At 64.7% G+C, this 14,050-nt stretch carries 12 protein-coding genes; 8 read left to right on the forward strand and 4 right to left on the reverse strand.

Going from position 1 to position 14,050, the window contains the following annotated elements:
* Nucleotides 1–161 precede the first annotated feature (161 nt).
* Both ABY44_RS16670 and galU read left to right on the forward strand, forming a co-directional pair.
* Nucleotides 162–305, forward strand: a complete 144-nt coding sequence (locus ABY44_RS16670) for a hypothetical protein (RefSeq protein WP_006479318.1) — start codon at nt 162–164, stop codon at nt 303–305.
* A 230-nt stretch (nt 306–535) separates the two neighbouring features.
* Nucleotides 536–1,423: a UTP--glucose-1-phosphate uridylyltransferase GalU gene (gene galU / locus ABY44_RS16675; protein ID WP_021162860.1), complete on the forward strand. Its 888-nt coding sequence runs from the start codon at nt 536–538 to the stop codon at nt 1,421–1,423.
* 399 nt (nt 1,424–1,822) lie between these two features.
* On the opposite strand, the gene ABY44_RS16680 is transcribed toward galU, so the two are convergent.
* On the reverse strand, nt 1,823–2,941 hold the full coding sequence (locus tag ABY44_RS16680; protein ID WP_059484268.1) for an acyltransferase family protein: 1,119 nt from the start codon (nt 2,939–2,941) through the stop codon (nt 1,823–1,825).
* A gap of 257 nt (nt 2,942–3,198) precedes the next feature.
* On the opposite strand from ABY44_RS16680, the gene ABY44_RS16685 reads away from it, so the two are divergent.
* Complete coding sequence (locus ABY44_RS16685; RefSeq protein ID WP_011355701.1) at nt 3,199–3,648, forward strand: HU family DNA-binding protein; 450 nt, start codon at nt 3,199–3,201, stop codon at nt 3,646–3,648.
* Nucleotides 3,649–3,929: 281 nt separating this feature from the next.
* Nucleotides 3,930–4,742: an AadA family aminoglycoside 3''-O-nucleotidyltransferase gene (locus tag ABY44_RS16690; RefSeq protein WP_060173172.1), complete on the forward strand. Its 813-nt coding sequence runs from the start codon at nt 3,930–3,932 to the stop codon at nt 4,740–4,742.
* A gap of 128 nt (nt 4,743–4,870) precedes the next feature.
* On the opposite strand, the gene ABY44_RS16695 is transcribed toward ABY44_RS16690, so the two are convergent.
* The 3 genes from ABY44_RS16695 to ABY44_RS16705 all read right to left on the reverse strand — a co-directional run bounded on the left by ABY44_RS16695 (nt 4,871) and on the right by ABY44_RS16705 (nt 8,236).
* Nucleotides 4,871–5,344 (reverse strand): VOC family protein, encoded by a 474-nt coding sequence (locus ABY44_RS16695; protein WP_042977429.1) that lies wholly within the window; start codon nt 5,342–5,344, stop codon nt 4,871–4,873.
* 391 nt (nt 5,345–5,735) lie between these two features.
* On the reverse strand, nt 5,736–6,899 hold the full coding sequence (locus ABY44_RS16700) for a porin (RefSeq protein ID WP_027791162.1): 1,164 nt from the start codon (nt 6,897–6,899) through the stop codon (nt 5,736–5,738).
* Nucleotides 6,900–7,303: 404 nt separating this feature from the next.
* A complete protein-coding gene (locus ABY44_RS16705; RefSeq protein WP_027791163.1) occupies nt 7,304–8,236 on the reverse strand; it encodes a YihY/virulence factor BrkB family protein in 933 nt (310 codons plus the stop codon).
* A gap of 142 nt (nt 8,237–8,378) precedes the next feature.
* On the opposite strand from ABY44_RS16705, the gene fdnG reads away from it, so the two are divergent.
* The 4 genes from fdnG (at nt 8,379) to fdhE (ending at nt 14,042) form a co-directional block, all read left to right on the forward strand.
* A complete protein-coding gene (gene fdnG / locus ABY44_RS16710; RefSeq protein ID WP_081078936.1) occupies nt 8,379–11,450 on the forward strand; it encodes a formate dehydrogenase-N subunit alpha in 3,072 nt (1,023 codons plus the stop codon).
* Nucleotides 11,451–11,460: 10 nt separating this feature from the next.
* On the forward strand, nt 11,461–12,375 hold the full coding sequence (gene fdxH / locus ABY44_RS16715) for a formate dehydrogenase subunit beta (protein WP_027791166.1): 915 nt from the start codon (nt 11,461–11,463) through the stop codon (nt 12,373–12,375).
* Nucleotides 12,372–12,998: a formate dehydrogenase subunit gamma gene (locus tag ABY44_RS16720; RefSeq protein ID WP_021162866.1), complete on the forward strand. Its 627-nt coding sequence runs from the start codon at nt 12,372–12,374 to the stop codon at nt 12,996–12,998. The genes fdxH and ABY44_RS16720 overlap by 4 nt, the downstream gene beginning before the upstream one ends.
* Before the next feature lie 108 nt (nt 12,999–13,106).
* Complete coding sequence (fdhE, locus tag ABY44_RS16725; protein ID WP_174413210.1) at nt 13,107–14,042, forward strand: formate dehydrogenase accessory protein FdhE; 936 nt, start codon at nt 13,107–13,109, stop codon at nt 14,040–14,042.
* Nucleotides 14,043–14,050 lie beyond the last annotated feature (8 nt).

Raw genomic sequence — 14,050 nt, forward strand, 5'->3', positions numbered from 1 at the left:
AGAATTCGATCAATGAATAAAAAAATCTCACCGGGAAATATCGGTATTCCACATCATGGTTTTATCGCGTTCGGAAAGCGGTTCCGCGAGGCAGGTCAATTATTTACCGATTTTTTTCTGATAGTTTGAAGCTCCAGTTGATTGATGCAAGGAGCGGCAAGATGGACATGCATTGGATCGCGAGCGCTGCAGTACTGCTGGTCATGGCCGTGCTGTCGGCGTACCGCGAGGCGCTGAAGAACGAACCGATTCGCCCGGGGCTCGAACGGGGCGGCGTGCCCTATATCGAGGAATTCGAATCGTAAGAATTTGTATCTGGAAAATCGGTAATTTGTTTCTGCCTCGGCACTCGGTTCGGCAATATCGACCGGGTTGAAAGGATTATATTTTTTCCGGAATCATTGGGCAATCAGTCCATATCGATAATGAGCGGAGTCGAATTGGCAGTACCGTCGATTCTCGATATGCCGTTCGGAACACAATCGCGCCGGGTCGCTGGTCGACGCGGCGCAGTCAACGCAATCAGGATGCGAACATGTTGAAAGTCACCAAGGCCGTGTTCCCCGTTGCCGGTCTCGGCACGCGGTTCCTCCCGGCAACGAAGGCGAGCCCGAAGGAAATGCTGCCCGTCGTCGACAAGCCGCTGATCCAGTACGCGGTCGAGGAAGCGATCAACGCCGGTATCACCGAGATGATCTTCGTCACCGGGCGCAGCAAGCGCGCGATCGAGGATCACTTCGACAAGTCGTACGAGATCGAGGCCGAGCTCGAGGCGCGCGGCAAGGAAAAGCTGCTCGAACTCGTGCGCGGCATCAAGCCGAGCCACGTCAACTGCTTCTACGTGCGCCAGCCGGAAGCGCTCGGCCTCGGCCACGCGGTGCTGTGCGCGGAGAAGCTGGTGCACGGCGAGCCGTTCGCGGTGATTCTCGCAGACGACCTGCTGCACGGCGAACAGCCGGTGCTGAAGCAGCTCGTCGACGTGTTCGACCACTATCACAGCTCGGTGATCGGGGTCGAGACGATCGCGCGCGACGACAGCCGTTCGTACGGCGTCGTCGAAGGCCGCGAATGGGAAGAGGACATCATCAAGCTGTCGGGCATCATCGAGAAGCCCGCGCCCGAGGATGCGCCGTCGAATCTCGGCGTGGTCGGCCGCTACGTGTTCATGCCGACGATTTTCGATCACCTGCGCAAGCTCAAGCCGGGCGCCGGCGGCGAGCTGCAGCTGACCGACGCGGTCCAGTCGCTGCTCGCGAACGAGCAGGTGCTCGCGTATCGCTACTACGGCACGCGCTTCGACTGCGGCAGCAAGATCGGCTATCTCAAGGCCACCGTCGAACTCGCGCTCCAGCATCCGGAAGTGAGCCGCGAATTCGAGGCCTACCTGCGTACCTGCTTGCCCGCGCTGGCTGCTGTCGCCTAAGCAGCCTCGCGCTCCGTTGTTTCAGGTGGTGGTTGTTCCGTTGGCCCCGGCCGCTCGCGCGCCGGGGCTTTTTTGCGTATACGGGCGAGCGGATGCGTGATTCTGGTGCGCACCGTCGAGGTGAGTGCGGTGGCGGGTTTGCCGCGCGAGCGTTGCCGTGTGCGGAGCCGGGCGCCCCGGCAAGCATGGGCGTCACGCCTGAAACCGGTGCCGCGACGGGTGACCGGGCGGCCTCTGGCGCGATTCGATTGCGCGCTGCACGTCGATGTTCGGTGCCACAGCGGTGCTGCCGGCGCCGGTCGATGACGGGGCACCACGCCACGCTGGCCGGGTGTCAGCTTCCGGGTGTGGCCCGAATCGCGGTTTTCCCGTTCGATCGTATCCGCATCCGCGCAGTGTTTAACGTGCCGACGTGCCCGGCTGTGCGACGAACCGCCGGGCCAGCATCGCGGCGACCGGCTTCTTGAAGTCGAGCAGCCGCTTTTCGAGGTAGCGCCAGGACAGGTGCGCGAGCAGCACGGCGAGCGCGAACTGCAGCATCTCGGGCAGCGTTTCGCGGACGATTTCCGGTATTGCCCCGTGCGCGAAGTGCGCGGGCAGCACGCCGAAGCGTGTCGGAATCAGGTTGTGGAACAGGTAGAAGCCGTAGCTGATCGTGCCGAGATAGACGAGCGGCGCCCAGTCGAGCAGCGCCACGACCGGATGCTCGGGTTCGCTGACGATCCACAGCAGCAGGGCGCCGAGCGACGCGGACAGGCCGAGATCCGCGAGGCCCGCGATCGCGTCGGGGAGTGCCGTGCATGCGGGCAGCACGAGGAAGAACACGACGCCTGCCGCGCCGAGCCAGCCGGGCGGCACGCGGCGCACGGCGGCCGCGCCGCGTCCGGCAAGCGCCATCGCGCCGACGCCGCCGAGTGCGATCAGCGCGAAATTCCACGGGGAAAATGCGTAGATCAGCACCGGCGACGCGTCGCACAGGTAGAGCGCGAGATGCGCGAGCGCGCACAGCACGACGGCCGCGATGCCGAGCGCGACGTGTCGCGCGGCCGGCACCGCGAGCAGCGCGAGCGGCGCGATCAGATAGAACTGCTGTTCAACCGCGAGGCTCCAGAAGTGCGACGTGGAGCCCGGCCAGCCGTCCTTCACGACGCCGATCCAGTAATTCGACAGGAACACCGCGTGCCACGCGAGCCCGAGATTGACGCCGCGCTGGTAGAACAGCGCGTGCGCGATCGCGAGCGCGGCGAGCAGCAGGTAATAGACGGGAAAGATCCGCAGCGCGCGCTTCGCGAGGAACAGCGCGAGCGCATGGCGGCGCGTCATGGTGCCGCATTCGACCGCCTGGCGATTGCGATGCAGCTCGCCGACGATCAGGAATCCGCTGATGAGGAAAAACGTCCACACGCCAAGCTTGCCGACGTCGACGGCAAGGACGTGGCCTTTGTGGGACAGGAAAACGAGGATGACGGCGAGGGCTCGCAGGCCGTCGAGTCCTTTGACGTATCGGGCTTCGCGCATGGAGGCATCCGGGCATTGAGCGCGCCCAGTATAGGTGCGCAAATATCGAACGTAATTCGCGTTCGGATGCATACGTGAAGGCGTTTTCTGATGCTGGAGCGTCGACGAAATCGCCCGCATGCAAAAAAACCTGCGGGAAACCCCGCGAAAACGCACAAAAGTACTCCACGAAGCGTCACGGCGCTTGTAGAATCCGGCGTTGAAGCGCGCGCGTTGCACGCTTCGTGTATCCAACGACCACACCTGGTAGGAGAAACATGGCGACTTCCGCAAAAAAGGTGGCCAAGAAGGCTGCCGCACCCGCCACCAAGAAAGTGGCTGCCAAAAAGGCTGCGCCCGCGAAGAAAGTAGTGGCAAAGAAGGTTGTCGCGAAGGCGGCACCGGCCGCTCCGACGCCGCTGAAGGACAAGTTCACGAAGGCATCGCTCGCAACGCACATCGCTGAGCGCGCAGCTGTCGAAGTGAAGGCGGTCAAGGCAGTGCTCGTCGCACTCGAGAACGTCGTGCTCGGCTCGGTCCACAAGAAGGGCGCGGGCGAGTTCACGCTGCCGGGTCTGCTGAAGATCACGGCACAAGTCGTGCCGGCGAAGAAGAAGCGCTTCGGCAAGGATCCGTTCACGGGCGAAGAGCGTTGGTTCCCGGCGAAGCCGGCCAGCGTGCGCGTGAAGGCACGTGCGCTGAAGAAGCTGAAGGACGCGGCAGCGTAATGCCGCGCGGCGGCTGCCGAATGCATTCGGCAGCGGCTGCGAAGTCCGACGATCCCCGTACGCGAAAGCGTGCGGGGATTTTTATTGCGCTGCGCAAAGCGCGCGGCGGCGAAGAAGTGCAGAAGTGCAGAAGCGAAATGGCGGAAAGGCCGGTTCGACGTGTGATGCACGCCGGACGACGAGTCGTGCATGCGCCATGACGAACGGCAATCCACTCACAGGGGCTCGCGCTCGCCGCGCCGGTTGCGCCTGTTGCGCACGCATCGCGAGATACGCGCATCGTGACTGAAATCATTCCCGACGAAATCGCGGCGCAGGTCGCCGCCGCATGCGACACGATCGAGCGGCATCTCGGCGCGACGCTGAACGCGATCCACCTGTTCGGCTCGGCGCTCGACGGCGGACTGAAACCGCGCAGCGACATCGACCTGCTGGCGACGATGTCGGCCCGGCCCGACGAGTCGACGCGGCGTGCGCTGATGCTTGGCCTGCTCGCCGTGTCGGCGCCGCCCGGCCGCGCAGGCGGCATGCGCGCACTGGAAGTGACCGTCGTCGCGCACGACGAAATCGTGCCGTGGCGTCATCCGGCGCGGCGCGAACTGCAGTTCGGCGAGTGGCTGCGTCACGATCTCGAAGCCGGCATCGTCGAGCCGGCGCTCGTCGATCACGATCTGGCGATCCTGTTGACGAAGGTGCGGCAGCACAGTGTCGCGCTGGCCGGCCCGCCGGCTGCTGCGTTGCTCGAGCCGGTGCCTGAGGGGGATTTTGTGGCCGCGTTGCTGGCGACCGTCGCGCAGTGGCATGCCGAACCGAGTTGGCGCGGTGATGAGTGCAACGTGGTGCTCGCGCTCGCGCGCATCTGGTACAGCGCCGCGACCGGCAGGATCGCGCCCAAGGACGTCGCCGCGACATGGGCGCTGGAGCGTCTGCCGGAAACGTACCGTCCGGTTGTAGCGGCGGCGCGCGCCGCCTATCTCGGCGGCGAGGAAGCCACGGCGATCCTGTCGGGCGAACCCCTCGCCGCATTCATCGGCTACGCGCGGCGAACGGTCGAATCGATGCTGTCGACGTCGCAGCCGATGCCGCGAACGTAGCCGGCTTGCGGGCGGGACCGACGAGGATCACGGGCGTTTGCGACGCTGTCGCACGCGTTTGCCGTCGAGCCGGACGCCTGCCCGGCGACCCGGCGCATCATTCGCACGCGCTTATGCGATGTGCATCGTCAGCCGGCCGTACCGGCAAAGGCGGCCTTCAGCGCGGCGTCGTCGAGTTTGACCATCTGCATCATCGCGGCGGCCACGCGCGTGGCCTTGACGGTGTCGCGGTCGGACATCATCGGGATCAGCGCTTCCGGAACGATCTGCCACGAGACGCCGTAGCGGTCTCGCAGCCAGCCGCAGGCGTCGGCCGTGCCGCCGTTGTCGAGCAGGGCGTTCCAGTAGCGGTCGAGTTCCGCCTGGTCGGCGCAGCTTACCAGCAGCGAGATCGCGTGGTTGAACGTGTCGGTGCGCGGGTGGCTCATCGCGAAGAACGGCTGCCCGAACAGTTCGAACTCGACCATTCGCGTGCCGTCGGTGCCGGGCACCGCCGTGACGCGCACGATGCGCGAATCCGGAAAGATGCCTGCGTAGAAGGCCGCTGCTTCTTCGGCTTCCGTCGAGTACCAGAGGAACGGCGTGATCTTCTGAATCGTCATGACGAATCTCCTGTCTGTATGGATTGGCCGGGGCGCAAATCGCGTGCCGGCCTCTGTACGACGGATGAAGGCCGTCGAAATCGACACGCCGGGGCGAACGGCCGTCGCTCCGGGGACGTGGCACCGACAGTGCGGATGGTAGTCCCGGCGCACCCGTGGCGAGCGAGCCTGGCATCAGGAAACCGCGTTTCCGGCGCATTGCGGCCGTCAGGCGCCGCTGCCGGCCGGGTGACGAGTGTCGGGTACCCGGACATCGGCCATCGGCCCGTGCAGGCCGTGCGGGCCAGCCGGCGACGGACGAAAAAAAAGCCAGCCGCGGCCGAAACCGGGGCTGGCTTTCCAGGTCGGCGGCAGGGCGTCGGAGACGCCGTGCACGCCGGGTACGTCGTTTTTAGAACTTGTGGCGCAGGCCGAGTGCGACCAGCTCTTGCGAGCTCTTGCCGGCGATACCGTACGAGCCGATCGACGCTTGCGCATCGGTGCCGTCCGCGTTCTTGCCGCTTGCGTGTTGATACGCACCAACCAGGTAGATGTCCGTGCGCTTCGACAGCGAGTAATCGGCGCCCAGCGAAACCTGATGGTACTTGCCGTTGTTGTCGCCGTTGCCCTTCGTGTAGATGTAGCCGAGGCCGAGCAGCAGCGGTGCCGATGCCTGATACGTGACGAACGCGCGACCCGTGTTGTACTTCTGGTTCGTGCCGAACGCCGAGTTGCCGTCCGCCTTGTATTGCGCGTTGCTGTAACCGGCGCCGACCGTCACCGGGCCGAATGCGTACTGGCCAGCCACTTGCGCGATGCCGATCGACGTCGACGACGTGAACGCGTTGTTGATGAAGGTCGTGCCCGAATCGCCGTCGAAGATCGCGTCCGACGAGCCGGCCCAGCCGCTACGCGTGCCGCTGGCGCTGAGTGCCGATGCGTTGTTTGCGTGGAAGTAGCCGGCAGCCAGGCCGAGCGGGCCGTTGTTGTACGCGGCTGCTGCTGCCCACGTCTGACCCTTGCCGGTCGAACCTGCAACACCGCCGAATGCGTACATCGCTTCGACTTGCAGGCCTGCCCAGACCGGCGACGTGTACTTCACTGCGTTGCTGACGCGCAGGCTGTTGTCGTTGTTGTCGACGTCGCCCGGCGTGGCGAACACGCTGCCGAAGTAGTTGTCTGCCGTGACTGCCTGGACCAGGTCGACGAGCGGGTCATACTGGCGGCCGAGCGTGACGGTACCGTACTGGTCGCTCTGCAGGCCGACGAATGCCTGGCGGCCGAACATGCGGCCACCCTGGCCCAGTGCACCCGATGCCGAGTTGAAGCCGTTTTCCAACTGGAAGATCGCCTTCAGGCCGCCACCGAGGTCTTCGGAACCCTTCAGGCCGAAACGGCTGCCTTGCAGGTTGCCGCTACCCATCGACCACGAATTGTTGCCTTGACCTGCGTTACCGTGAACATAGGTGATCGACGTGTCGATCACGCCGTACAGCGTCACGCTCGACTGTGCCTGAGCAGCGCCGGCGGCGCCCAGCAGCGCGAGCGAGAGGGTCGAGAGAGCAAGTTTCTTCATCGTTGAGTTTCTCCACGCAAGTGATTCATCGTTATTTGTTGCGGATTGGAGAATAGCTCAGTGCCATAGACGCAAGAAAGCCTAAAAAATAAAGTGTCTCGAAAAGGTAACAGCGCGAAAAAGTCCATATATATCAAGCACATCAACGACTGTTCCCATTTTTGAAATAGTTGACATTTGCTGCGGCGCGATTGTTTCAAAAGTTGACGCGCATTGCGGCAGGCAGCCTGTTTTGGCCTGTTGGCGGGCAGAAATGGATGCTTGCAAACGTTTGCGGTTGCGGCAACGAAGCCGGGGCATGCAAAGGACTTATCAACGTCGCGCGAATGCGCGGCGGACTGGGGTGGTTGCAGGAAGGCAGACGGGTGTGCTGGGGCGCGCCGCGACGTTGCGAACAGCGTGAATCAGTCGTCGCGCATGCGATCGACGGGCCGGTCGGCTTGAGCGGACGCGGCCGGTGCGGTACCGGCGAGACGATGCGCGTTGCCGCGGGCCGCCGCGAATTCCGCGCCGAGCAGCAGCACGATCGCGGAGAAGTACAGCCACATCAGCAGGACCGCGAACGATCCGGCCGCGCCGAATGCACTGGCGGTGCCCGCGTGTGCGAGGTACAGCGCGAACAGTTTCTTGCCGCCCGAGAACAGGATCGCGGACACGATGCCGCCGATCGCGGCGTCGCGCCACGCGACGCGCGCATCGGGCAGGAACTTCATCAGCGATGCGAACGCGGCCGCGAGCACGGCGATGCCGACGAAGAACTGCACGAGGTTCGTGACGACCACGTACGGCGAATTGCCCAGCAGCCAGGTGCCGACGAACGTGATCGCGGTGTCGAGCACGAGCGACACGATCAGCAGGAACGCGACGCCGAGCACGAGCCCGAACGAGATCAGCCGCACGCGCACGAGCCCGAGCATGCTCGACCAGCGGTTCTCGGTGGCCGGCCAGATCACGCTGAGCGCGGCGCTGAGCGACGCGAAGGTGGCCGACGCGCCGATGGCCAGCGCGGCGAACGAGATCAGGGTTGCGAGGCCGCCGCGCTCGCCCGCGCGGTGCGCGTTCTGCACGATCGTCTGGATGCTGGCCGCCGCGTCGTCGCCGATCAGCTGGTGCGCCTGTTCGAAGACCTGGCCGCGGGCGGCGTCGTCGCCGTAGAACCAGCCGGCCACGGCAATCACCATCACGAGCATCGGCGCGAGCGAGAACGCGGAGAAGAATGCAATGCCCGCGGCCATCGCGGAGCAACGGTCGGCCGAGAAGCGCTTGAACGCCGTGAGGGCCCAGTTGGCCTGTTGTTGCGCGAGACGGGTGGCTTCGGAGGTGATCTGTCGTTTCATGACGGTTCGGTGGCGCGCGGAACGCGGGTCATCGTTGGTAATCAGACAATTCAGTATTGATCCGAAGATTCGAACATAGTTGCGCGAACTGTCTATAATTCCTTTCAGTTTCCTCACCCCCACAATAACGCCGAGACCAGCCATGCTCCAAATGTCCCGGCGCCAGTTCCTGAAGGTGACGGCTACGTCGCTTGCCGGATCGAGTCTAGCCCTGATGGGCTTCTCTCCGTCCGAAGCGCTCGCCGAAGTCCGACAGTACAAGCTGGCGCGCACCGTCGAAACGCGCAACACCTGTCCATACTGTTCAGTGGGTTGCGGCATCCTGATGTACAGCCTCGGAGACGGCGCGAAGAACGCGCAGCCGAGCATCATCCACATCGAAGGCGATCCCGACCATCCCGTCAATCGCGGCACGCTGTGCCCGAAGGGCGCGAGCCTGATCGACTTCATCCACAGCCCGAACCGCCTGACGCACCCCGAGTATCGCGCGCCCGGCTCGGACAAGTGGGAACCGATCTCGTGGAACGACGCGCTCGACCGGATCGCGAAGCTGATGAAGGCCGACCGCGACGCGAACTTCGTCGAGACGGCGGAGGACGGTGCGAAGGTCAACCGCTGGCTGACGACCGGCATGCTGGCCGCGTCGGCGGGCAGCAACGAGGTCGGCTACCTGACGCACAAGACGGTCCGCAGTCTCGGGATGCTCGCATTCGACAATCAGGCGCGTGTCTGACATGGCCCGACGGTGGCAGGTCTTGCCCCGACGTTTGGCCGTGGAGCGATGACGAACCATTGGGTCGACATCAAGAACGCGGACGTGATTCTCGTGATGGGCGGCAATGCAGCCGAGGCCCATCCGTGCGGTTTCAAGTGGGTAACGGAGGCGAAGGCGCACCGCAAGGCGCGGCTGATCGTCGTCGACCCGCGCTTCACGCGTACGGCCTCGGTGGCCGACTACTACGCGCCGATCCGCACCGGCACCGACATCGTCTTCCTGGGCGGTGTGATCAACTATCTGCTGACGAACGACAAGATCCAGCATGAGTACGTGAAGAACTACACGGACTTCTCGTTCATCGTGCGCGAGGATTTCGCGTTCAACGACGGCATCTATTCCGGCTACGACGCCGAGAAACACGCATACCCGGACAAATCGAGCTGGGACTACGAGCGCGGCGACGACGGCTTCGTGAAGGTCGACCCAACGCTGCAGCACCCGCGTTGCGTGTACAACCTGCTGAAGCAGCATTACGCGCGCTATACGCAGGACATGGTCCAGCAGGTCTGCGGCACGCCGAAGGAGAAGTTCCTGAAGGTGTGCGAGATGCTCGCGACCACCGCCGTTCCCGGCCGCGCCGGCACGGTGCTGTACGCGCTCGGCTGGACGCACCACTCGATCGGCGCGCAGATCATCCGCACCGGCGCGATGGTGCAGCTGCTGCTCGGCAACATCGGCATCGCCGGCGGCGGGATGAACGCGCTGCGCGGCCACTCGAACATCCAGGGGTTGACCGACCTCGGGCTGATGTCGAACCTGCTGCCGGGCTACATGACGCTGCCGATGCAGGCCGAGCAGGATTTCGACGGCTACATCAAGAAGCGCGTGCAGCAGCCGCTGCGGCCGAACCAGCTGAGCTACTGGAAGAACTACAAGGCCTTCCACGTCAGCTTCATGAAGTCCTGGTGGGGCGACGCGGCGACCGCCGAGAACAACTGGGCCTACGACTACCTGCCGAAGCTGGACAAGCAGTACGACCTGCTGCAGGCGATCGAGCTGATGAATGCCGGCAAGATGAACGGCTACATCTGCCAGGGCTTCAACCCGCTCGCGGCGGCGCCGTCGAAGGTGAAGACGGCGGCAGGGCTCGCGAAGCTGAAGTGGCTCGTGATCATGGATCCGCTCGCGACCGAGACGTCCGAGTTCTGGAAGCATCACGGCGACTACAACGATGTCGACGCGTCGAAGATCCAGACCGAGGTGTTCCGCCTGCCCACCACGTGTTTTGCGGAGGAAAACGGTTCGCTCGTGAGTTCGAGCCGCGTGCTGCAATGGCACTGGAAGGGCGCGGAGCCGCCGGGCGAAGCGCGTAGCGACCTCGAGATCATGTCGGGGCTGTTCCTGCGCATGCGCAAGATGTACCAGACGGACGGCGGCAAGTATCCGGACCCGATCGTCAACCTGACCTGGCCGTACGCGAACCCGGAAAGCCCGACGCCCGAAGAGCTCGCGATGGAGTTCAACGGCCGTGCGCTCGCCGATCTGCCCGATCCGAAGGATCCGGCCAAGACGCTCGTGAAGAAGGGCGAGCAGCTGGCCGCGTTCGCGCAACTGAAGGACGACGGGACGACCGCGAGCGGCTGCTGGATCTTCTGCGGAGCCTGGACGCAGGCCGGCAACCAGATGGGCCGGCGCGACAACTCCGATCCGACCGGCATCGGCCAGACGCTGAACTGGGCGTGGGCCTGGCCGGCGAACCGGCGGATCCTGTACAACCGCGCATCGTGCGACGTGAGCGGCAAGCCGTTCGACCCGACCCGCAAGCTGATCGGCTGGAACGGCAGCGCGTGGAAGGGCGCCGACATCCCCGATTTCAAGGCGGACGAACCACCCGAAAACGGGATGGGGCCGTTCATCATGAATCCGGAAGGTGTCGCGCGCTTCTTCGCGCGTGCGGGGATGAACGAAGGCCCGTTCCCCGAGCACTACGAGCCGTTCGAAACGCCGATCGGCACGAACCCGCTGCACCCGAACAACCCGCTGGCGCTGAACAACCCGGCCGCCCGCGTGTTCCCGGACGATCGGGCGTCGTTCGGCCAGGCACCGGAGTTCCCGCACGCGGCGACCACGTACCGGCTGACCGAGCATTTCCACTACTGGACCAAGCATGCGCGGCTGAACGCGATCATCCAGCCCGAGCAATTCGTCGAGATCGGCGAAGACCTCGCGAAGGAAGTCGGCGTCGCGCATGGCGAACGCGTGAAGGTGTCGTCCAAGCGCGGCTACATCATCGCGGTCGCCCTCGTCACGAAGCGGATCAAGCCGCTGATGGTCGACGGCAAGAAGGTCCAGACGGTCGGTGTCCCGTTGCACTGGGGCTTCAAGGGTCTGACGAAGCCCGGCTATCTCGCGAATACCCTGACTCCGTCCGTGGGTGACGGCAACTCCTATACACCGGAATTCAAGTCGTTCCTGGTGAAGGTCGAAAAGGCGTAAGGGGAAAGAGATGGCATTGCAATCGCTAGATATCAAGCGCGTCTCGGCCACCACGACGCCACCGCCCACGGTGCGCGAACCGGTGACCGGGAGCGTCGCGAAGCTGATCGACGTATCGAAGTGCATCGGCTGCAAGGCATGCCAGACGGCATGCATGGAGTGGAACGACCTGCGCGACGAAGTCGGCACCAACGTCGGCGTGTACGACAACCCGGCCGATCTCTCCGAGCACTCGTGGACGGTGATGCGGTTCGCCGAATACGAGAACCCGGCGGGCGACCTCGAGTGGCTGATCCGCAAGGACGGCTGCATGCACTGCGAGGACCCGGGCTGCCTGAAGGCGTGCCCGTCGCCGGGTGCGATCGTGCAGTACAACAACGGGATCGTCGATTTCCACGAGGAGAACTGCATCGGTTGCGGCTATTGCGTGACCGGCTGCCCGTTCAACGTTCCTCGGATCTCGAAGAAGGATCATCGCGCGTACAAGTGCACGCTCTGCTCCGACCGCGTCGCGGTCGGCCAGGAACCGGCCTGCGTGAAGACCTGCCCGACGGGCGCGATCGTGTTCGGCACCAAGGAGGACATGAAGCAGCACGCGGCCGAGCGGATCGAGGACCTGAAGGAGCGCGGCTTCGAGCATGCGGGGCTGTACGACCCGCAGGGCGTCGGCGGCACGCACGTGATGTACGTGCTGCACCATGCCGATAAACCGTCGCTGTACCACGGGCTGCCCGACAACCCGTCGATCAGCCCGATGGTGAAGCTGTGGAAGGGCATTGCGAAACCGCTCGCGGTGGCCGGCATCGCGCTGACCGCGCTTGCCGGGTTCTTCCACTACGTCCGGGTCGGTCCGAACGAGGTGAGCGAAGAGGAAGAATCGGCCGCGCGCGACGAGGCGCGACGCATCAAGGAGGACGCGAAATGAACCACGACGACCCCAACCTGATCGTCCGCTACACGCCGAACGAGCGCACGAACCACTGGATCACCGCGATCACGTTCGTGCTGCTCGCGCTGTCCGGGCTCGCGCTGTTTCATCCGTCGATGTTCTGGCTGACCGCGCTGTTCGGCGGCGGCCAGTGGACGCGGATCCTGCATCCGTTCGTCGGCCTCGTGATGTTCGTGTCGTTCGCGATCCTGGTCGTGCGCTTCTGGCACCACAACGCGCTCGATGCGGACGACCGCCAATGGCTGAAGCAGATCGGCGACGTGCTGACCAACCAGGAAGACAAGCTGCCGCCCGTCGGGCGCTATAACGCCGGGCAGAAGCTGCTATTCTTCACGCTGGTGGCGTGCCTGTTGCTGCTCCTGCTGTCGGGAGTCGTGATCTGGCGGCGTTACTTCTCGTTCTACTTCCCGATCGGGGTGATCCGCGCGGCCGCTGTCGTGCATGCCGTGGCGGCCTTCGTGCTGATCGCGAGCATCATCGTGCACATTTACGCGGCGTTGTGGGTGAAGGGCTCGATCGGCGCGATGGTGCGCGGCACCGTCACGCTGGGCTGGGCTCGCAAGCATCACCCGAAGTGGTTCCGTGAAAGCGTGAAATAACGCACCGGAGCGGGGCGGCTCGCCAGTTGCGGCGGGCCGTTCCGCCAACCGCCGGAACCGCCCGAAAGCGCCGATGCGTCGGCGCTTGTTTATTTGGAAGACATTTTTGTGACACAACGCATCCTCGAACCGACCGAGATCTCGACACTCGATCATTCGGCCATCCCGCGCTTTCGCCTGCCGGAGCGCGCCACCGCGTTTTCGGCGCGCGCCGCGCGGCTGCGCAAGCTGGCCGACCTGAACCCGATCAGCGGCTACCTGCGGCTGATGGCCACCGTCGCCGATGCGCAGCACGCGACGCTGCAGACGCTGGAACTGCCGCTGCCGTCGAAGGAAGCGATCGCGCTCGCGCAGCAGCATTCGATGCCGCTCATACCGGCGCTCGACGGCGAGCGCAACCCGCAATGGCGGGCCGTGCTATACGAACTGCTCGACCGCGTCGAAGGCGCCGGGCTCGTCAACCCGCAGCTCGCGAAGCTGCTCGACCGGCTGCGCCTGATGGCGCCCGCCGAACTCGACGCGCAGGCCGACGCGATCCTCGCGCTGCGCTTCGCCGAAGTCGACCCGGCCACCGCGCCGTTCCTGATGGCCGCGCTGCAGGTCGTCTGGACGGATCTCGCAAGCTGCGTTGCGCCGGCCGACGTCCCGTATCTCGACCAGCCGGGGCTGTGCCCCGTGTGCGGCACGCACCCGGTCGCGAGCGTCGTGCGGGTCGGCGGGCAATACCAGGGCTACCGTTTCCTGCAGTGCGGGCTGTGCACGACCGAGTGGCACATGGTGCGCACGAAGTGCTCGCACTGCGATTCGACGAAAGGCATCGCGTATCACGGGATCGAGGGCGGCAGCGAAGCCGTCAAGGCCGAATCGTGCGACGAGTGCAAGACCTATCGCAAGATCGGTTATCAGGACAAGGACTACGAGTTCGAGCCGCTGGCGGACGATCTCGCGAGCCTTACGCTCGACCTGCTGATGAACGAGGCCGGTTACCAGCGCAGTTCGCCGAACCCGCTGCTGTGGCCGGACGTCGCGCAGGAAGCGGATTGACGACATCG

It is taken from the genome of Burkholderia sp. ZZQ-2 (genome assembly GCF_050768715.1).
Lineage (GTDB): Bacteria > Pseudomonadota > Gammaproteobacteria > Burkholderiales > Burkholderiaceae > Burkholderia > Burkholderia cepacia.

Excerpts from the sequence above, each read along its gene's own strand:
- ABY44_RS16695 (WP_042977429.1), bottom strand. The coding sequence starts at position 5,344 with ATGACGATTCAGAAGATCACGCCGTTCCTCTGGTACTCGACGGAAGCC.
- ABY44_RS16685 (WP_011355701.1), top strand. The coding sequence starts at position 3,199 with ATGGCGACTTCCGCAAAAAAGGTGGCCAAGAAGGCTGCCGCACCCGCC.
- ABY44_RS16720 (WP_021162866.1), top strand. The coding sequence starts at position 12,372 with ATGAACCACGACGACCCCAACCTGATCGTCCGCTACACGCCGAACGAG.
- ABY44_RS16700 (WP_027791162.1), bottom strand. The coding sequence starts at position 6,899 with ATGAAGAAACTTGCTCTCTCGACCCTCTCGCTCGCGCTGCTGGGCGCC.
- ABY44_RS16705 (WP_027791163.1), bottom strand. The coding sequence starts at position 8,236 with ATGAAACGACAGATCACCTCCGAAGCCACCCGTCTCGCGCAACAACAG.
- ABY44_RS16680 (WP_059484268.1), bottom strand. The coding sequence starts at position 2,941 with ATGCGCGAAGCCCGATACGTCAAAGGACTCGACGGCCTGCGAGCCCTC.
- ABY44_RS16670 (WP_006479318.1), top strand. The coding sequence starts at position 162 with ATGGACATGCATTGGATCGCGAGCGCTGCAGTACTGCTGGTCATGGCC.
- fdxH (WP_027791166.1), top strand. The coding sequence starts at position 11,461 with ATGGCATTGCAATCGCTAGATATCAAGCGCGTCTCGGCCACCACGACG.
- galU (WP_021162860.1), top strand. The coding sequence starts at position 536 with ATGTTGAAAGTCACCAAGGCCGTGTTCCCCGTTGCCGGTCTCGGCACG.